Genomic DNA, 19,195 nt, shown 5'->3' on the forward strand with positions numbered 1-19,195 from the left:
AAACGGCTACACCACTACACCGGACTTGACCCCCATGACCAGCAAGGCAGCCAAAGTCGCACCCCCATCCTTAGTAATTCGTAGCCTTCTTAGCGCTACTTCACGACCATCTTTGAAAGTCCTTGGACGTTGCCGTTTCTGTGCTTGCAGATACTCCTCGAGCACCTCTGGTGCTAGATCCTCGACAGTGGCCTCTGGAACTGGACTTTCGTCCCATTTTGGTTGAGTATGCTCTTCGATAAGCTTGTCGATTTCGTAGCTCGAAAGCTTGGTATCCCCTTCCCCTGTACGAATGTAGCTTCCCCCGTATCGGCCTTGATCCGTTACATAGCAAGGTTTGTCGAAGGGGCTGAATTCCTCCATTTCCGCCACGACGATACGGCCTCCTTCAAAAGGAAGCACCGAAATTTGTGGTCGCACCGGTGGTGTCACTTGTCTACAGCGCGTCTCTAGCGCATCTTGCGCCTTGAGAGCATCGAATTTGTCTACTGGAGCAAATCCAGCACTTTCGTCAAGCCCGACAATAATGAGACCGCCACCAGCATTAGCAAAGGCGCTCAGAGTTTCACGAATATTCTTGCCGACGTTGCTCTTAACTTCAACAGCCTGAGTGTCTGAACCTACTAACCGAAGATTCGCGACGATTTCCTTCAACGAACTGTCGTCCATAGCGGATCCACCTAATCAACTTCCCACTCAACTTCACACCTAACATAACACTGTGGGATGTTAAGTGGGAAGCTAGGTGTTATGCTTCTCTTCCCGCCTAGTGCAAGAATGACAAACTCACCGACAAAAGCATACGTCTATAGAAGTTGGTGAAGACGTGAAAGAACCCGGCGGAGGCAGACTGGATTCGATCTAGTCCTCTGAAAACGGGGACGGCACCAGCTCCCGCGATTCACGCGCCCCGCGCCACGTAATAATCGCGCCGGCCATCGCAATCAGCACAATGCCCACCGCCATTGACCACGTCAGCTGATCTCCGGAAAAAGCCCAGCCCAGTATCGCTCCGATCACCGGATCTAGCGCAAAGAGCGTGCCGACAATCGCCGCCGAGACAATTCCGGCGGCGATGGTATCCACCACATAGGGCACAACGGCGCCGATGAAGCCAGAAATGACGATGATGCCCCACATCGAACCGTTAACGTGCGGAACGGCGGAGATGGAAAACGGCGAGAGCACAAGTGCAGCGACGACCACAGACAGCGCCAGATCCGGCATGCCACCACCCTCGGTCTTCCCAACACGGGCTGCAAACAATGTGTATGCGCCAAAGAAGATCGCGCCGACCGCACCGAATCCAATACCGACAATGTCCAGGTCATTGGAGGGCTGCGCGATAAGTGCAACGCCAACGAACGCGGCAATGGCCCATAGGCGGGAGCGCCACATCGTCAGCCCCAGAAAAGACACGACGCTGGGGCCAAGGAAGTCAATAGTGAAGGCAACCCCCTGGGGCAGGCGGGCGATGGCTGCGTAAACCATCATGTTCATCATGCCCATGGCGATGCCGTAGACCACGATGTTGAGGGCACGGGCGCGCGTCATGCCAGACAGTTTCGGGCGGAAGACAACCACCATGATGATGGCGGCGGCGGTCATGCGCAGACCCGATACGCCCGGCGCGCCAACCGTAGTAAGCATGTCTGTGACCAGTACCGCCGCAGCTTGGGTACCCAGGGACCCGACGAGGACCAAGAGGACCGGCGCCGCTGGTAGGGCGAGGAACTTGCTCACGCCCCGCGACGATGGCTCTTGCTGGGTTGCCTTTGTTTGGGTTTTCTCACGCGACACCCGTGAAATATTAGTGCAGCCTCCTTTGGCTGATTTAGCCAGGCACTAGCGACAAAATAGTAAAGATAGTAAAAATAGTAAAGATAGTAAGAGATAGTAAGGAGGCAAGATGCCGTCCATTCCAGCTCGACCTAGAAACCCCTTCACTGCGACAGTTGGGAAGACGCCACTGGTTCTCGCCGGACGCGATGAATACCTCCGTGACTTCGATGCCGCCATCCAAGATGGCCCTGGGAGCCATGAACGTATCTCCATAATTACCGGCCCTAGGGGTATCGGCAAGACTGTTTTGTTAAATGAATTCGAAGCGGTCGCGAAAACCCACTCGTGGTACGTCATATCCGAAACCACGACCCGTGGTTTCAACGACCGCATCCGCGACCGCGCCTTTAGCTTGCTGCAGGATCTTTCCGACGAGCCTAAACAACGCCTATCGGGCATCAAGCTCCCTTACCTCGGCTTCGACACCGAAGCCATTCCCTCTTTTTCACCCACACCGACGTTGAGGTCAGTACTTGAAGAGCTTTTCGACCGCCAGGCTGAGCTTGATACTCGACTCGGTCAAGAGCCAGTCGGCTTGCTGATCACCTTGGACGAGCTGCACTACGCCCACATGGACGAAATCATCGAATTTGGAACAACAATTCAACATCTCGTCCGCGAGAACCGTGAGATTGCGATTGCTATGGCTGGCATTCCCGGCGCTGTGAAACCACTTCTCGCAGCTGACGAAGGTCGCAACCCAGTAACCTTTTTGCGTCGGGCAAACAAAATTGAAACCGGAATGGTGCCGATTGAAGAAGTGCGCACTGCGCTTGACAAGACCACCGAACAGGTCGGGATCTCTTGGACCCCGCAGGCACTCGACAACGCGACCAAGGCGACCGGCGGCTACCCCTTCATGATCCAGCTAGTCGGGCAACACGCCTTCCGCAACTACACCGGCAACGCGATCGACGAAGAAGCAGTATCTCGTGGAATTGGAGATGCCCGGAGAAAACTTGGACAGCTCGTGCATGAACCATCGATTACGGATCTGTCTGAGGTTGACCGGACTTTTCTCATCGCAATGTCGACCGACGATGGCCCCTCGCGTATGTCGGACATCGCAACACGCATGGGCGTAGACGCGCAATACGCGGGGAATTACCGCAAACGCCTCATCGATGCAGAAATGATCCGCCCAACGGCCCACGGGTTCGTCGATTACGAATTGCCGTATATGCGCGAGTACCTGCGCTCCCATCACGCGGCCGAAGCAATGGAGCAGTTCTCCATCTGGCCGGAGTAGGAACGCCCCGAAACCCGGCCCCTAGTGTCCGCGCCCCTGCTCCAGCGGCTCGCCCGACTCAAAGTACGGCGCCAGCTTGTTGTCGTACATCGACAGCGCCGCACCGATGGCCATGTGCATGTCCAGGTACTGGTAGGTGCCCAGGCGCCCGCCGAACAGCACCTTGTTCTCCGCAGCCTCCGCCGCGGCCAGCTTGCGGTAGGCCTCCAGCTTCTCGCGGTCCTCCGGAGTGTTGATCGGGTAGTACGGCTCGTCGCCCTCCTCCGCGAAGCGGGAGAACTCCTTCATGATGACCGTCTTGTCCTTCGGGTACTTGTCGCCCCGCTCCGGGTGGAAGTGGCGGAACTCATGGATGCGGGTGTACGGGAACTCGGCATCGTTGTAGTTCATCACCGGGGTGCCCTGGAAGTCGCCGGTGTTCAGTACCTCGGTCTCGAAGTCGAGGGTGCGCCAGCCCAGTTGGCCTTCGGCGTAATCAAAGTAGCGGTCCAGCGGACCGGTGTAGACAACGGGCGCATCCGGGTTGGCCGCGCGGATCTCGTCGCGGATCTCGAACCAGTCGGTATCCAGGCGCACCTCAATCTTCTCGTCGGCAGCCATGTTCTCCAGCCACGCGGTGTAGCCCTCCACCGGCAGGCCCTCGTAGGTGTCGTTGAAGTAGCGGTTGTTGAAGGTGTAGCGCACCGGCAGGCGGGAGATGTTGGAGGCCGGCAGCTCCTTCGGATCGGTCTGCCACTGCTTAGCGGTGTAGTCGCGCACGAAGGCTTCGTACAGCGGGCGGCCGATCAGGGCGATGCCCTTTTCCTCGAGGTTCTTCGCGTCCTCGGGGTTCAGCCCGTCGGTCTGGTCCTTAATCAGCTGGCGGGCTTCGTCCGGGCTGTAGTACTTGCCGAAGAACTGGTTGATCAGGCCCAGGCCCATCGGGAACTGGTAGGCCGTACCCTTGTGCATGGCAAACACGCGGTGCTGGTAGTCGGTGAAGTCGGTGAACTGGTTGACGTAGTCCCACACGCGCTTGTTGGAGGTGTGGAACAGGTGCGCGCCGTACTTGTGGACCTCGATGCCCGTCTCCGGCTCAGCCTCGGAGTATGCGTTGCCGCCGATGTGGGAACGCTTCTCCACCACCAGCACGTTCTTGCCAGCTTGGGTGGCTGCGCGCTCGGCCACGGTCAGGCCGAAGAAGCCGCTGCCGACAACGATGAGGTCGTAGTTCTGTTCATTGCGTGTCTGCTGTGTCATGCCTGCCAGGGTACCGCGCTCACTCGTTGTTTCTTGGGCATGACGCCACCTCGGTGTGCCACTGCGCCAGGCGTTCTCAGGCAAGCGGTTATTTAAGCCCGATCCAGTCCGGAAGCTTATCCACCCATGGCTCTAACCAGGTTTTCGTAAAGCCCAGCATGCCCGTGTTCCACATCACCCAGAAAATGCCACTGAAGACGATGGCACATCCGACCAAGAAGACCACGATGATCAGGGATTTCATGGCTGTGCCTTGACGCTTCCAATACTCCTCGGCGCGGTCGTATTGCCGCAGGCCGTAGTCCAGCAGCCGGTTGGGCCACGTCAGTTCAAAGGAGAGCACTCCGATGCCGAAGAAGAGCAGGAACCATCCCGGTCCCGGCGTGGGGATGATGAGGATGCCGCCAACCACGAACAACCAGCCCGCCAACAACGTCAACGGACGGACCAGGAAGCCATAGCTTTTCTTCTTCAAGCCCTCGTGGCGCACCTGCAGTTGGGCTACTTTCCGGCGGACGTTCTCGCTCAGCTTGGACATGAGACTACTTAAAACCACCGTTCGAGGACGGCGGCCACGCCGTCCTCGTCATTCGTCAGGGTGACCTCGTCGGCAATGCCCTTCAAGGACTCCTCTGCGTTGCCCATCGCCACGCCGAGCCCCGCCCACGTGAGCATCTCCGTATCGTTTGGCATGTCCCCGAAGGCCACGGTCTGGGTTGCATCCACACCTATCTGCGCGGCAATCCATTCCAGCGCGGAGCGCTTGGAGATCCCCGCCGCCGCGATCTCGACGAGTCCCCCTTCGTAGCTGTAGGTGGCTTTCGCCTGGGTGGCGTCAATAAAAGGGCGCACCGCGGCGTACAACTCAGCCGAGGTTCGGTGAGGGTCGCGAACCAGCAGCTTCACCACGGGTGTAGCGGTGAGCTCGTCGATGGTCTGGACGGCGTGCTCGGTGGAATCCCAGGCGTGGTCGTAGCCGGGGGAAACGGAAAACAGCTCGTCGGCACGATCGAAAGCGCTGGTTCCGGCGCGCTCGACCGCGAAGCCCACGCCGGGAACTGATTCACTGAGCTGGTCAATCAGAGCGCGGATCGGACCGGGCGCGAGGGTGGCGGCGTGCAGGATCTGATCCCGGTTGGCGTCATAAATAATGGCGCCGTTGGCGCAGGCACAGACGGGGCGGACGGGCAGCTGCTCAAAGACGGGCATCAGCCAGCGCGGCGGTCGGCCGGTGGCGATCGTAAACACAGTGCCTTGGCGCAGCATCGAGCTAACTGCCCGGCGCATGCGCTGCGAAACGCGCTCCCTGCTGTTTAGCAGGGTGCCGTCGACGTCGCTGACAACCAGCAACGGGGAATCCTGCATCGCCTATGACCTACTTTTTGCGCAAGTGGTTAATGCGCTGGCGCAGGGGCACCAGCAGCTTGTTGATGCCGGTGGCTTCTGCGCGCTCGCGAGCCTCGGTGGCAGTGCGGAGTTCGGCTTCGGCCTTGTCCTTAGCGCGCTTCTCCTTGCGCGCTGCAGCGTCGGCGCGGTCCTGGACGGTGGCATCCTCCAGCGTCGGAGCAGTGCCGCCGAGCGCCGCGGGCACCCAGAATTCGCCCTTGGGCATGGGGCCGAAACGCTCCACCCAGCGCTCGCGGGTGAGGTCCAGCTGCTCGACCATGGTCTGGTGCAGGCGCTCCGTGGTCGCCTCCGCATCCTCGGTGACCTCGATCGGCGCGCCGACGGTGATGACTAGCTCGGTCTTCTTCGGCTTCCAGATCGGCTTACGGCCCTTCGTCCAGACGCGCTGGGAGCCCCAGATGGTCAGCGGGATCAGCGGCGCCCCTGCCTCGTAGGCAATGCGAGCCGCACCCTGGCGGAACTCCTTGATCTCGAAGCTGCGGGAGATCGTGGCCTCGGGGAAAATGCCCACCAGGTCGCCGGCGCGGAGCTTCTTGATGGCCTCGTCCACAGAGGCCTGACCGTCTGCGCGATCAACCGGAATGTGGTGGTAGGAGCGCATCAGGGCGCCCACACCCTTGACGTCGAAGATTTCCTTCTTCGCCATGAAGCGCACCAGTCGGCCGCCGCGCACGTGCGCCGGAATGCCACCGTAGGTGAAGTCCCAGTAGCCCGTGTGGTTGACGGCGATCATGGCAGAACCGTCGGTGGGGATGTTCTCCGCACCGTAGATAGCGCAGTCCAGGTTCTGCATGACGCGGAACCATAGCTTGGCAATACCGATTGTCGGGAAGCCATAGGGGAATTCCTTTGCTTCCTTGTGGCCGGTGGTTGTGGGCTGGTAGCCATCGGGAAAGCTGAAGCTATCGAGCAACGACATGGGTGGCGGTTACCTCTCCTGGAAATTCTGCGGGCGCACTAAGCGCCGGATTCGTTGGGCTTCAGGATATCTTTACCAACGAAAGGACGCAGCGCCTTTGGCACCACAACGGAGCCGTCGGCCTGCTGGTGATTCTCCAAAATAGCCACCAACCAGCGGGTTGTTGCCAGCGTGCCATTCAGCGTGGCGGCGGTCTGCGCCTTGCCATCAGCATCGCGGTAACGGGTCTTCAGGCGACGAGCCTGGAATGTCGTGCAGTTCGAGGTACTGGTCAGTTCGCGGTAGGTCTGCTGGGTCGGAACCCAAGCCTCCGTATCGAACTTGCGGGCAGCAGAGGATCCCAGGTCACCACCGGCGACATCGATCACGCGGTAGGGAACCTCGATGGCAGACAGCATCTCGCGCTCCATGGCCAGCAGTTCCTGGTGGACCTCGGTGGCTTCCTCCGGCTTGCAATAAACGAACATCTCCACCTTGTCGAACTGGTGCACGCGGATGATTCCGCGGGTGTCCTTGCCGTAGGAGCCAGCCTCGCGGCGGAAGCAGGAGGACCAGCCGGCATAGCGCAGCGGTCCCTTAGAAAGGTCGATGATTTCCTCAGAGTGGTAGCCGGCCAGGGCAACCTCGGAGGTGCCGACCAGGTACATGTCATCTTCTTCCAGGCGGTAAATCTCGTCCGCGTGGGCTCCGAGGAAGCCGGTGCCGGACATAACCTCCGGGCGCACCAGCACCGGCGGGATCATCAGCTGGAAACCGTGCTCCACAGCCTTCTGGGCGGCCAGCTGCAGCATGCCCAGCTGCAGCAGCGCGCCGTCGCCGGTGAGGAAGTAGAAGCGGGCGCCGGAAACCTTCGTGCCGCGCTTCATGTCGATCAGGCCCAGCGATTCACCGAGCTCCAGGTGGTCCTTCGGCTCGAAGTCGAACTGCGGAGGCTCGCCCACCACGTCTAGAGTGACGAAGTCGTCTTCCCCGCCAGCCGGGGCGCCTTCCTGAACAATGTTGGAAATCTGCATCTGCAGGTCGTTGACGGCCTGCTCTGCCTTTGCCTGGGCTTCCTCCAGCTTCTTCACCGAGTCGGCCTTCTGCTTGCCCTCTTCACGCAGCGCCTGCTTTTCGTCGTCGGAGGCAGAGCGCATCTTCTGCCCCATCTCCTTAGAAAACGCCTTCTGCTCCGCCCTGGCGGCATCGGCGGCGCTGATGGCCTCGCGGCGTTGCGCATCGGCTTCCAGCAGCTGGTCGATCAGCGCTGGGTCCTCCCCACGAGTGCGCTGGGATTCACGGGCAACATCGGGGTTTTCGCGCAGAAGCTTCAGATCAATCATGGTGTTTAGCTTAGCCGGTTCCCCCGCCAGCTTGTCCGGCCAGTTCCCCCTTATCCATATCCCCTACTACACTAGCCCCCAGTTACTAACCTCTAGATAACGAAGCGAGCCCCATGTCCCTCAGCGAAGCGAAGATCCACCGCCGAGCGCGGAGCCTCACCATCGCCCTGTTCGCCGCACTGTGCGGCGGTGTGAGCGCCGCGGCTTTCACCTTCGTAGCTCCCGAGGGCAGCTCGCCACTGGTTCCGATGAACGAGAAGCAGGGCCAGCACGTAGATAACTCCACATTTACCCAGGCCAGCAACGGCGATTGCGTGAATTGGAAGCCCAGCGCAGACGGGGTGAACAAGGACTTCACCACCGTCAGCTGCGACCAGCCCCACCGCTTTGAGGTCAGCTCTCGGGAGGATCTCGGCCAGTACCCCACCAGTGAGTTCGGCCCAGACGCGAAGCAGCCGGACCTGCGGCGTCAGGAAGAGCTCACCGCAGAGCTATGCAACGGCCCAACGATGCAGTACCTGGAGGGAAAGCTCGACCCCGAAGGGCGCTACTCGATCTCCCCGATCCTGCCGCCACAGTCCGCCTGGGCTGACGGCGACCGCACGATGCTGTGCGGTGTGATGGTCCCGGACTCCACCGGCCGCACGACGGAGACCACGGGCTTTGCCGCCGAGCAGGATCAGGCTCGCTACTTTGAGAAGGATCACTGCGTGCGCGCGGACGGCGACCTGACCAACGAGGTTCCGTGCGAGGAAAAGCACTCCTGGCAGGTGACCTCGGTGGTGAATCTCGGCGAGAAGTTCCCCGGCCCCTGGCCCAGCATCAAGGACCAGAACGAGTTCTTAAACAAGGTGTGCACGAAGGCCGCCCAGGATTACTTGGGTGGCGACGATGCCCTGTACAACTCCACACTCACCCCGTTTTGGAACACCTTGCAGCGCCAGTCCTGGGATGCGGGTTCGCGTACCGTGAACTGCGCGTTGACGTTCGGCCGTCCCGGTGGTGGATTCGCCACAATCAAGGGTGATGTGCGCCAGGAGTTCACGATCGACGGCAAGCGACCGGCAACCCCACCGAAGCGTAATCCGCTGCGCCGCTCCCCGCGGCCGAGCGATGCCCGTGGCGCTGAAGCCGGCCCGAATGCTGAGGCCAACCCGAACGCCGCGCCTGGAACTAACGCCGGAACCAACCCGAACGCCGCCCCCGGAGCAGCGCAATAACCCATGGCCATCGACGTTTCCCCAGAGCGCTTCGAAGAGCTCGTTGACCTCGGCTTACGGCGGATCCCCCGCGAGCTGCTGGATAACGTCAACAACGTCGCCATCGTCACGGAGGACTACAACCCCGAAAGCCCGGAGATCCTGGGGCTCTACGAGGGCATTGCGCTGACCGAGCGCGACTCCGAATACACCGGCGCGCTGCCCGACAAGATCACGATCTACCACCATGCGCTCGAGGACATCTGCGACACCGAAGAGGAACTAATCGAGCAGGTTGCCATCACCGTCATCCACGAACTTGGCCACCACTTCGGCATCGACGACGATCGCCTGCACGAACTCGGCTGGGGCTAAGCGCCCGCCCGTCCCGAGCCCGACCTATAGCGTGGCCGCACCCCACCCCAGCACCTCGAACGCCCCCTCCAGGCTATCGAGCACGCCTGACTGAGTTGCCCCTGCGGCGTTGCTTCCTGCGGCGCTCTTACTTTGGGACGCCCCAGGCCTGCCCACAGCAACATCAGCCAACTCACCAATGTTGTCCGGTACGCGCAGTGTAATGACGTTGCCATTGGCCAGGTAGTGCATGAATGCCCATTCCGGATCCACCCCGCCAAGGAAGCGGGCTACCAGTCGGATCACCGCGCCGTGGCTAACTAGGGCTACGTCGGCGGCGGCCTCATCTGTCGCGGCATTCGCCGCCTGGTTCTCCGCCAGGGCGCCGAGCAGCGTGGCCAGGTATTCGCGCAGAACCTCCGCGCCGGACAGTCCACCCGGCACTGCCTTATCCACCTTGCCGAGCATCCAGGCACCCAGAATGGAGTGGTAGGCCTCGTGGGAATCCTCGTCGTTTTTCATCTCGTACTGCCCGGCGGGGATCTCCGATACCCGCGGCAGTCGCTGGAGCGATGCCTTGGTGTGATCCGTTGCGTTGTCGCAGGCTGCGGCGTCATCTAAAAGCTCACCGCGAGAGAAGGCCGCAGGAACCAGCTCGCCGCCGAAAGCACCGGCCACGCCCACCGCGGTTTGCTGGGCGCGGGCGGCAAAGGAGGAAACGATCTTTAGCCGCTGCGTGCGCTCGGTGAGCCACTGCCCGGCCTCGGCGGCCTGCTGCCACCCCAGGTCCGTCAGGCTAGCCCCCGGCAGTGCGGTATCCAGGGCGTGGATGGCGTTAGAGGTCGTCTGGCCATGCCTGACCAGGAAAAGCCGTGTCGATCGTCCCATTCTCGCTAGCTACCCTTTCGCACCGCGCTTCAGCGCCTCTATCCACCTACTGGATTCAGCGTAGTTCGGCGGGGCACTGCCCGCATGGCGATGGAAAGGATGTGGCGATTGAGAATCCGCAGCCTGCAGCGGCTCCGCGGACGGCCAACTTCCTAGGAAGCGCACGTCCTCGGCACGGCGGTATAGTCCGGCCAGCGCTTCGGCCACAGCGTCGTCTTCAATGTGGCCGACGATACCGATGTGGAAGACGTAGTTGCCGTTCGCCGCGCCCTCGCCCTTTTCCCCGGTGCGGCGGGGCCGCGATCCGATGCGGACCATATCGACCTGCCGGGTGGATAGCTCCGCGATGGCATCGAGCAGGCTGGAGGGCACATTCGGCAACCAGAGGATCATGCCACTGCGGTCACTGCCCGTGCGCTCGGTGGGTTTCCCGGGTTTGCCGACCAGAATGAACCGAGTCTGGGCGCCGGAGACATCCGCCACCCCTTCGGCGACGGCATCCAATTGGTGAATCTCGCCCGCGCGTGCCGGGGCTGCGGCGGCATCCGCCTGCCCCGCTTGCACGGCCGCGGCAGCCGCGGCGTTGCTCGCAGCGGGGACGAAGGAGACATCCGGCAGGTGCTTTTCCACCCAGTTGCGCACCTGCGCCTCGGCTACGGGATGGGTGGTGAGGGTCTTCACATCCTCCAGGGCAGTGCCAGGGCGAACCAGAATGGAGAACACCACGGGCACCAGAACCTCACGGTAGATCTGTAGCGGCGCGCCGTAAGTCAGTGCGTCCTCGGTCTGGGAAACCGGCCCGTCGACGGAGTTTTCCAACGCCACGCACGCGAAGTCGGCCTCCCCATCGCGCACCATGTCCAGGGCGACACGCGGCGAGGCGACGGGGATCTCGGTGGCACCGGCGGGCACAGCGCCGATCTCCTTGAACTGCTTCAGCGCCTGTTCGGTAAAAGTCCCCTCGGGGCCCAGGAACGCAACGCGCACAGTGGACTGCACGCTGGATTGCTCAGTGGAATCAGCCATAAGACGGAGTCTAATGGAACCCACAGACAAGCTAGCCCCAATGCCAATCACGTCGGGTATATCCTTGTTAAACAATGAATCCCGCACCCAACCACCCCCAGTCTGACCGTGCGAGCTCTTTCGCCGAACGCCTTGCCCGCGCCCGGCGCGATACGAGCCTGAGCGATGCCCAGCTGGGGGTCACCCGGGTCTACGACAACCCTCACAGCTACGACTTTCTGCGCAGCCACCCCGACCTTCCCGACCACCCAGACCTTCCCTTAATCGGCGAAGAGGTCCTGATTAAAGACTTGCAACAGGTCGCGGGCGAAGTCACCACGATGGGATCCGTCCACCACAGCTTCACGGCGGCCTATCACGATACGACTGCGCACCGCCTGCTAGCGGGTGGCGCAACGCTGGTAGGCGCTTCTACCTCCGCGGAATACGGCACCACGGCCTATACCGAACCCGTCGGCATGCCCCACCCCGTCAACCCGCTGCATCCGGAGATGATGGCAGGCGGTTCGTCGGGCGGAGCGGCAGTAGCTGTCGCCCGCGGGCTGGTGAACATCGCCCACGCGACCGACGGCGGCGGGTCGATCCGCATCCCCGCGGCTTGCTGTGGCCTGGCTGCCCTGAAGCCCGCACACAACCACCAGTTCGGCACGTTTACCCCGGTGGCCCAGGGTTTCATCGCCGCGGACATCCCCACGACCGCCCGCGCCTATGGCCTACCTGCACCAGATCGGGGCACGTTGCACTTCAGCCACCCTTCCCAGCCCCTACGCATTGGCTACACCAATAAACCCTTCCACACCCGCAGCCGCGTCTCCCCCGACATCGCCGCCGCCACAGCCGCCGCTACCGCGCTGGCTACCACGCACCCACTGGTCGAATCCGTCTCGCAGGCTCCCGCCCCGTATCCGCCAGCCACATTCCAGCTCTTCCGCGAACTCATTGCTTCCCGCTGCGCAGACCTTCCCGGCACGCTGTCGCCCATCACCGCGTGGCTCCGCGAGGAGGGCCGTCAGGTGCCGAAATGGCGGCGTCAACAATTAGAACAACAAATAGTCGGGCTAGACCCACAGCGGGCGTGGCAACACTTCGACGTGATCGCGACCCCTACCCTCGCGTGCGCACCCCCTCCCAATGGAGCGTTTTCGCAGCTCACCCCCGTTGATAACTTCTGGGCCCAGACCGCCTGGACCCCATGGGGCACACTGTGGAACCTCACGGGCTGGGCCAGCGTCACCCTCCCCCTCGTCGCCCCGGAGCGCGTCCCCGGCCGCTGGCCCATCGCACTGCTGCTGGGCGCCGTCGGCAATCGAGTCAGCGCTGCGACGTTGCTTTCTCTAGCGGACTTTCTTATGGACGCCACCTCGCACCTCCCCTCCGAAAGCCTCAGCGTCGCGGTACCGGGCGATATCGAGGCCCTGGATTTTCGCGCCAAGCCGGACAATAGCCACAACCACCATGAGCACTAAGAACGACCCAACCACCCGACACAGCGCGAGCGCCGAAACCAACCGCAGCGCGCTGCGTTGGGAGATCCTCATCGTCCTGACGATCACCTTCGGTACCAGCGGGCTGCGCGCCATAGCGCGACTAGTGGAGGCCAGCGTCAGCCCACAAGCCCTCAACCAACAAAGGGCAACGCTCAACAAAGCACAGTCCACGCTGGCCTGGCTGGATCCGGCGCTGCAGTTGCTTTCCAGCGGAGTGCTGGTCGCATGGGGTGGGCTGGCGATGTTCCTTCTGCTGCGGCATGCGCCCACTCCTGCGCTGGTGCGCCACTGGCGGCTGCGGACGCGAGACTGGCTGCACGGCGCGGGGCTGGCGGCCATCATTGGCCTCCCTGGCCTGGCGTTCTACGCGGCTGCCGTGCATCTGGGGCTGTCGAAGCAGGTGGTTCCGACGGGGCTCGCCGAAACCTGGTGGCGCATCCCGCTGTTGGTGGTGAACTCCTGGGCCAACGGTTTTGCAGAGGAGCTGGTGGTCGTCGCGTGGCTCAGCACCCGCCTGCGGCAACTGCGTATTAGTTGGGCGTGGGTTTTCGCCGCAACCGCCATCCTGCGGGGCAGCTATCACCTGTACCAGGGCTACTCCGCCGGGGTGGGCAACATCGTGATGGACTTGATTTACCTGTGGTATTTCAAGAAAACCGGGCGGATTTGGCCTTTGGTGATCGGCCACGGCCTGATCGATACGGTTGCCTTCGTCGGCTACGCTGCGCTGTACTGATCCGAGCTTGCTGGCGCCGAGCGTGCTGCAATTCAGCACAGCACAGCACAGCGACTGTCGTTGTCCTAGCCTGCGAGGCGCTTGCGGTTAGTATTGTGCCCATGAATTCTCGCGACAATTACGGCTCGGGCCGCAATCCTGGCAATTCCGATGGTTCGGAGTTTGCCCGGGATCGCCACGGCAAGCCCCTTCTGGATCGCTATGGGCGACCTGTGCGAAAGGGCGGGGGCGTGATCCCCCCTAGCAATAACCAGTCACCGCGTCGCGAAACGCGCAACTTGTCCGATTCGATGCAAGCAGAGCGGTCGGCCCAGCCGGAACGACCAGCGCAGCCGGAAGAGCCCCAGTACCGCCGCGCAGAGCCCCAGTACCGCCGCGCAGAACCGCAGGCGGCTCCCCCGGCAGCCCATCCGCGGGCAAGCCAATGGCAGGCGCCGTCGGCACAGCCGGAGCCAGCGGATCACGCGGCTCAACCTGGACAAACGTTCGGCGATCCGCAGTTCGGCAGCTCCCCTGATCGCGCTGGGCGACGAGGTGACTCCCGCCCGGCGCGGCGCCCCCGCAGTCGCACGGCGCCACGGCCAAAGCGGCGCAAACGCTTCGGTTTCTTCAAAACGGTCGGCCTACTGCTCGCGATCGTCCTAGCATTCACCATCGGCGCGACGGTATGGATTGATACGAAGCTACAGCGCACGGATGCTTTGCAGGATTACGACGGCCGTCTGGGCGGCACTAAGGGCACGAATTGGCTGCTGGTGGGTTCAGATTCCCGCGCAGGCCTCAGCAAGGAGGACGCCGACCGGCTCATGGCCGGCGAGCTCGACGATTCGGTGGGGCGCACCGATACGATCATGGTCGTTCACATCCCACGTTTCGGCGGGGACGCGACCATGCTGTCCCTGCCCCGCGATAGCTGGGTGGATATCCCCGGCCATGGACAGAATAAGCTGAACCAGGCATTCTCCCTCGGCGGTCCTGCGCTTTTGCAGCGGACGGTGGAGCAGGCGACGGGTATCCACTTGGATCACTACGCAGAGGTTGGCTTCGGCGGCTTCGCCAATGTCGTCGATTCCGTCGGTGGCGTGGAGATGTGTCTGGATGAACCGCTGGATGACCCGATGGCGGGCATCAAGTTGCAGGCCGGTTGTCAGGAGCTCGACGGCCCGACCGCGCTGGGTTATGTCCGCTCCCGCTACACCTCTGCTCGCGGCGACCTGGATCGCGTGGAGCGGCAGAGGAAGTTCCTGGCGGGGTTGTCAAAGAAGATCAAGTCCCCGGGTGTCCTGCTGAACCCATTTAAGAACCTGAAGGTCGCCGATGCGTTGAGCTCAAATATGCAGGTCAACGAGGGCGACCACGTGTGGCATCTCGCCTCGCTCGGCCTGGCGCTGGCCGGTGGCGCGAAGCAGGAGACCGTGCCGATTGCGGGCTACCAAGACACGTACGCCGGCAACGTCGCACTGTGGGACGAAGCCGGCGCCGAGGAGTTGTTCTCAAAGCTCCGCTAATTGCTCGAGCTCCGCTAGTTACTAGCGGATGGTGACCTCGCGGGACTGGATGGTCTGCTTGGCCTTCTGTTCATCGGCGCTCAGCGGCGCATCCTTGGCCAGAGCTTCCTCGATCTTCGCGTCCAGAGCCTCCAGGCCTTCCTTCCAGGAAGCGGACTCGCGGGTGCGATCCAGATCCCACACCGGTACCAGGATGCCGTGGGTGCGGAACACTCCAGCGAACTTGGAACCCTCGCCCAGGTGTAGCTCACCAGCGCCGTGCAGTCGGGCCAGAGCCTCCAGCAGCTCCTCTTCACCCTCCTGGCGAACCCAGCGGATGTGCGCCTTGTCGGACGGGTCGATCCACCACGCCGCACCCTTGATGTCGGCCTCCACGCGCTCGGACGGCAGCACGGAGTCGTTGGCGCGCTGCAGAGTAGCCGCCACCTGCGGGTTGTCACGACTCTCCTCTGGCAGCCACCAGTCGAAGTCCTGTGCAACGTTGATCTCCGCCTGGGCGTCCTTATCCAGGATGTCCGCTAGGGCGGGCTCGGTGCCGTCGGACAGGCCGACCTCCAGGGACTCGCCCGGCTGAGCCTGCTTCACCCAGTTCAGGGCGTAAGCCAGGTCGCGGTTCGGGTTGTCTCCGCGGCGCTGGGTCTGCAGCGCTACGAAGCCCTCCCCACCGTCTTCTTCCGAACGGCGCAGAGCTGCGACGGCACCCGGCAGAACGGTAACGATGGAGATCTTGTGCTCCGCGTCCTTGACCGAAGCGACGAAGTGCGCCGAAGGAACGAATTCCTGTAGGGCGATCAGGTCAGCCTCCATGGCGAAGCCATCGAAGGGGCGCGCATCCTTTTGCAGTTTGGCACGCTCGGCAGCTCGGGCAGCCAGCTTCGCCTGACGGCGGCTCATGCCTTCGGGCAGATTCTCTTGGTTCTTTTTCTTCTTAGCCACGATCCCTTATTGTACCTGGCCATACCTAGGAGATCGCGGTGACGCCCGTTTCTTCAACCACTGTCGGTGCGCTCGCTTTGTTTCCGAGATCCACGCCGTTCTCGCTATCGCGCCACATGCGCGCCCTGCCCGGGTAGTTCGTCGCCAGCCAGGTCACGCCCTGCCGTGTAGCCCACCGCACCTCGTCTTCCTTGTCCGCGGTCCACATGTAGGTGCCATCGCCGAAGCGGCCGATAATGTCCGGGCGAATCCGACCGCGGGCGACGGACAACCCGTGGGCGTCAACAACATGCAGCGCCTGCAGGCCAGGGTTGAGCATGCGCTGGTACTCACGGCGCAGCAGAATGCGGTGGATCCCCGGGTTGATCATCTTGAAACGCACCAGAGATTGGGGGCTAAAACTGATGAGGTGCACCTGCGGACTGTCCGCCAGGTGCGCCCGCTGTAGCTCGTAGTGCAGCGCGTGTTCGACCTTGGGGCCATAGCGGTTCGGGTGCTTTGTCTCGATAAATATCTCTTTTTTTATGGACGCCCCGCCGCCCTCCGCGGACAGACCTCCCGGCCGCTGGCTATGCCCCGGCTCGGCGGGCACACGCGAGGAATTGACGTCGTTGAAGAATGCCAACAGCTCGCGGAGAGTAAGTACCTGCGCGGGCTCTTCCGGGGTGCCAACGTTGAGTTCCCGCAGCTCGGCCAGCGTCATTTCGCTGATCACGCCGCTGGACTTCTTAGGCTTTTCCACCGCCACCCGGTCGATGGTGCGGTCGTGTATGCACACCAGCTCGCCGTCCCTGGTCAGGCGAATGTCGCACTCGAAGCCATCCGCGCCCCTTTGCTCGGCAAGTTCATAGGCTGCCAGGGTGTGTTCAGGGCGCTCCTTGGAGGCTCCACGGTGGGCGACAATTTTCATACCCTCCATTCTTAGTGCGCCGGGGCGCAACCGGCATCCGCTAAAGGCCGGTCGCCTCCAAGTTTCATTTACTGTTTACTTAACCAGCCCCGCCTCGGCCATCACCTTGCGCAGCACGGTGGCGGAGTGGTCGAACTTCTTCTTTTCCTCCGCATCCAGCTGCAGCTCCACCGCGTGGCGCACGCCCTGGCGGTTGATCACGGCGGGGGTGCCGATGTAAATGTCCTCGAAGCCGTATTCGCCCTCCAACAAGGTGGAAATCGGCAGCACAACATCTTGGTTGCTGAAGACCGCCTGCGTGATGCGCGCCAGCCCCATGCCGATGCCGAAGCTGGTGGATCCCTTGGCCTGGATGATCTCGTAGGCCGCGTCGCGGGTCTTCACGAAGATCTCGTCGACGTCCTCGCCAGCCGACTCCCCCAGCATCTCCAGCCGGTGGTGGATGGAGGTGCCCGCTACGGATCCGGCGGAGAGCACTGGCAGCTCCGTATCACCGTGTTCGCCGATGACATAGGCGTGCACGGAGGTCGGCGCCAGGTCGAAGTAGCGCCCCAGCGAGTAACGGAAACGTGCGGTATCCAGGATCGTTCCGGAACCAATCACGCGGCTGGAATCCATGCCGGAGAACTTCCACGTTGCGTAACTGAGGATGTCCACCGGGTTGCTGGCGACCAGGAAGATGCCGTTGAAGCCGTGTTCCATTACGTCGCCGACGATCTTCTTGAAAATGGAGGTGTTCTTCGCAACCAGGTCCAGGCGGGTCTCGCCCGGCTTCTGTGCCGCGCCCGCGCAGATGCAGACCATGGCGGCGTCTCGGCAGTCCTCGTAGGTGCCGACGGTGACGCGGGTGTTGTGGTGCGACCACGGCACTGCGTGGTTGAGGTCCTGCACGTGCCCCCAGGTCTTGCGTTCATCCAGGTCGATGATGGCCAGGTGGTCGGTCAGCCCCTGGTTAACCAGGGCGTATGCGTAAGCTACGCCGACATCACCCGCGCCGATCAGGACGATCTTGGTGCCGGGGGCCGGAGGAGTGGTGGCGTTGTTGGTGGATACTGGTGTTGGTTCCGGAGCAGTCACTGTGGTGGCCTTCTTCCTTGTTTGTTGCTTTCTAGGTTGCCTTATTGAGTTGACGCCCACACGCCAGCATAACCCGGGTGCCAGTCACGCTCACCGCAGACTTTTCTGATAATTGAACTTCCGAAACATGGCGTCAATAACTTAATTTTTCGTAAGAAAAAACCTTGCAGGAACAATATTTTCGCGTCACACTTGTTGTCATAAGCACATCCGACGTGTGAAAGGAACCTTAAAAACAATGGCTAAGTACGAACTTCCCGAGCTGGACTACGCTTACGACGCACTGGAGCCCCACATCTCCGGCGAGATCATGGAGCTGCACCACACCAAGCACCACCAGAACTACGTCAACGGCGCAAACGCTGCTCTGGAGAAGCTGGAAGCTGCCCGCAAGGACGGCTCCATCGCCGGCGTAGTTACCGCACTGTCCAAGGATCTGGCTTTTAACCTGGGTGGCCACACCAACCACTCCCTGTTCTGGAAGAACCTCTCCCCGAACGGTGGCGGCGAGCCGACCGGTGAGCTGGCGGAGGCAATTAACCGCGACTTCGGTTCCTTCGAGGCTTTCAAGGATCACTTCTCCGGCGCGGCTCTGGGTCTGCAGGGCTCCGGCTGGGCCGTTCTGGGCTACGACCACATCGCTGGCAACCTGGTTGTCGAGCAGATGACCGACCAGCAGGGCAACCTGTCCATCAACCTGACCCCGCTGCTGCTGCTGGATATGTGGGAGCACGCCTTCTACCTGCAGTACAAGAACGTCAAGGCAGACTACGTCAAGGCTGTCTGGAACGTCTTCAACTGGGACGAGGTTGCTAAGCGCTTCGAGGCTGCAAAGAAGTAAGCCTCATGCGCTGCTGATTGCAGAGCCCATTGCAAAATCTATTGCAAAGCCTATTGCAATCGAACTCCAGCAAGCGTAATACTGGGTATACAACTGAATAACTTCGAAAACTCAAAAGCGAAGGCCCTGTATCCGCAGTAAAGGAAAACTGCGTTCGATACAGGGTCTTTTGCGTACCCTAGCGAAGAAGCTTTCACCCACTCTTATTCGCTTATTCGCCAAGGTGGGGTTGCCCGCAAATCGTGGACACGTAGT

General features: G+C 61.9%; 19 protein-coding genes. 7 read left to right on the forward strand and 12 right to left on the reverse strand.

Features of this window, described 5'->3' with window-relative positions:
* Positions 1-6: 6 nt before the first annotated feature.
* Together HMPREF2678_RS01845 and HMPREF2678_RS01850 are read right to left on the reverse strand one after the other, a co-directional pair.
* Positions 7-669, reverse strand: coding sequence for an AlbA family DNA-binding domain-containing protein (locus HMPREF2678_RS01845; protein WP_246817859.1), 663 nt, complete (start codon positions 667-669; stop codon positions 7-9).
* A 192-nt stretch (positions 670-861) separates the two neighbouring features.
* On the reverse strand, positions 862-1,743 hold the full coding sequence (locus HMPREF2678_RS01850) for an EamA family transporter (RefSeq protein WP_070550625.1): 882 nt from the start codon (positions 1,741-1,743) through the stop codon (positions 862-864).
* Between the two features lie 166 nt (positions 1,744-1,909).
* On the opposite strand from HMPREF2678_RS01850, the gene HMPREF2678_RS01855 reads away from it, so the two are divergent.
* The gene (locus HMPREF2678_RS01855; protein WP_043012809.1) at positions 1,910-3,091 is read left to right on the forward strand and encodes an ATP-binding protein; all 1,182 of its coding nucleotides are present in this window, start codon (positions 1,910-1,912) and stop codon (positions 3,089-3,091) included.
* 21 nt (positions 3,092-3,112) lie between these two features.
* Here the strand turns inward: HMPREF2678_RS01855 and glf are convergent, their stop codons facing one another.
* The 5 genes from glf to serS form a co-directional block, all read right to left on the reverse strand.
* The gene (glf, locus tag HMPREF2678_RS01860; RefSeq protein ID WP_070550626.1) at positions 3,113-4,330 is read right to left on the reverse strand and encodes a UDP-galactopyranose mutase; all 1,218 of its coding nucleotides are present in this window, start codon (positions 4,328-4,330) and stop codon (positions 3,113-3,115) included.
* Between the two features lie 88 nt (positions 4,331-4,418).
* The gene (locus tag HMPREF2678_RS01865; protein ID WP_034972218.1) at positions 4,419-4,868 is read right to left on the reverse strand and encodes a TIGR02611 family protein; all 450 of its coding nucleotides are present in this window, start codon (positions 4,866-4,868) and stop codon (positions 4,419-4,421) included.
* Between the two features lie 8 nt (positions 4,869-4,876).
* A complete protein-coding gene (locus HMPREF2678_RS01870; protein ID WP_035002780.1) occupies positions 4,877-5,695 on the reverse strand; it encodes an HAD family hydrolase in 819 nt (272 codons plus the stop codon).
* A gap of 10 nt (positions 5,696-5,705) precedes the next feature.
* Positions 5,706-6,656: a lysophospholipid acyltransferase family protein gene (locus tag HMPREF2678_RS01875; protein ID WP_034968437.1), complete on the reverse strand. Its 951-nt coding sequence runs from the start codon at positions 6,654-6,656 to the stop codon at positions 5,706-5,708.
* Positions 6,657-6,694: 38 nt separating this feature from the next.
* Positions 6,695-7,978 (reverse strand): serine--tRNA ligase, encoded by a 1,284-nt coding sequence (gene serS / locus HMPREF2678_RS01880; RefSeq protein ID WP_034994428.1) that lies wholly within the window; start codon positions 7,976-7,978, stop codon positions 6,695-6,697.
* Positions 7,979-8,091: 113 nt separating this feature from the next.
* Here serS and HMPREF2678_RS01885 point away from each other — a divergent pair, with 113 nt between their 5' ends.
* Both HMPREF2678_RS01885 and HMPREF2678_RS01890 read left to right on the forward strand, forming a co-directional pair.
* Complete coding sequence (locus HMPREF2678_RS01885; RefSeq protein ID WP_035002782.1) at positions 8,092-9,198, forward strand: septum formation family protein; 1,107 nt, start codon at positions 8,092-8,094, stop codon at positions 9,196-9,198.
* Between the two features lie 3 nt (positions 9,199-9,201).
* Positions 9,202-9,552, forward strand: a complete 351-nt coding sequence (locus HMPREF2678_RS01890) for a metallopeptidase family protein (protein ID WP_034976288.1) — start codon at positions 9,202-9,204, stop codon at positions 9,550-9,552.
* A 24-nt stretch (positions 9,553-9,576) separates the two neighbouring features.
* Here HMPREF2678_RS01890 and HMPREF2678_RS01895 read toward each other — a convergent pair whose 3' ends face one another.
* On the reverse strand, positions 9,577-10,419 hold the full coding sequence (locus HMPREF2678_RS01895; protein ID WP_034968429.1) for a histidine phosphatase family protein: 843 nt from the start codon (positions 10,417-10,419) through the stop codon (positions 9,577-9,579).
* A gap of 9 nt (positions 10,420-10,428) precedes the next feature.
* Positions 10,429-11,445, reverse strand: coding sequence for a prephenate dehydratase (gene pheA / locus HMPREF2678_RS01900; protein WP_051879650.1), 1,017 nt, complete (start codon positions 11,443-11,445; stop codon positions 10,429-10,431).
* 74 nt (positions 11,446-11,519) lie between these two features.
* On the opposite strand from pheA, the gene HMPREF2678_RS01905 reads away from it, so the two are divergent.
* The 3 genes from HMPREF2678_RS01905 (at position 11,520) to HMPREF2678_RS09950 (ending at position 15,176) form a co-directional block, all read left to right on the forward strand.
* On the forward strand, positions 11,520-12,911 hold the full coding sequence (locus HMPREF2678_RS01905) for an amidase family protein (RefSeq protein ID WP_070550627.1): 1,392 nt from the start codon (positions 11,520-11,522) through the stop codon (positions 12,909-12,911).
* Complete coding sequence (locus tag HMPREF2678_RS01910; protein ID WP_070550628.1) at positions 12,901-13,668, forward strand: CPBP family intramembrane glutamic endopeptidase; 768 nt, start codon at positions 12,901-12,903, stop codon at positions 13,666-13,668. Before HMPREF2678_RS01905 ends, HMPREF2678_RS01910 begins: the two co-directional genes overlap by 11 nt.
* A 101-nt stretch (positions 13,669-13,769) precedes the next feature.
* A complete protein-coding gene (locus tag HMPREF2678_RS09950) occupies positions 13,770-15,176 on the forward strand; it encodes an LCP family protein (protein WP_083303388.1) in 1,407 nt (468 codons plus the stop codon).
* Between the two features lie 21 nt (positions 15,177-15,197).
* On the opposite strand, the gene HMPREF2678_RS01920 is transcribed toward HMPREF2678_RS09950, so the two are convergent.
* The 3 genes from HMPREF2678_RS01920 to HMPREF2678_RS01930 form a co-directional block, all read right to left on the reverse strand.
* Positions 15,198-16,070 (reverse strand): DUF5926 family protein, encoded by an 873-nt coding sequence (locus HMPREF2678_RS01920; RefSeq protein WP_222866398.1) that lies wholly within the window; start codon positions 16,068-16,070, stop codon positions 15,198-15,200.
* A 67-nt stretch (positions 16,071-16,137) separates the two neighbouring features.
* Positions 16,138-17,022 (reverse strand): glycerophosphodiester phosphodiesterase family protein, encoded by an 885-nt coding sequence (locus tag HMPREF2678_RS01925; protein ID WP_070550629.1) that lies wholly within the window; start codon positions 17,020-17,022, stop codon positions 16,138-16,140.
* Between the two features lie 75 nt (positions 17,023-17,097).
* Complete coding sequence (locus HMPREF2678_RS01930) at positions 17,098-18,099, reverse strand: L-lactate dehydrogenase (protein WP_070550630.1); 1,002 nt, start codon at positions 18,097-18,099, stop codon at positions 17,098-17,100.
* Positions 18,100-18,337: 238 nt separating this feature from the next.
* Here HMPREF2678_RS01930 and HMPREF2678_RS01935 point away from each other — a divergent pair, with 238 nt between their 5' ends.
* Positions 18,338-18,940, forward strand: a complete 603-nt coding sequence (locus HMPREF2678_RS01935) for a superoxide dismutase (protein ID WP_034968400.1) — start codon at positions 18,338-18,340, stop codon at positions 18,938-18,940.
* Positions 18,941-19,195: the final 255 nt, after the last annotated feature.

Origin of the sequence: Corynebacterium sp. HMSC058E07, assembly GCF_001809885.1 — a bacterium.
Classification (GTDB): Bacteria; Actinomycetota; Actinomycetes; order Mycobacteriales; family Mycobacteriaceae; genus Corynebacterium; species Corynebacterium macclintockiae.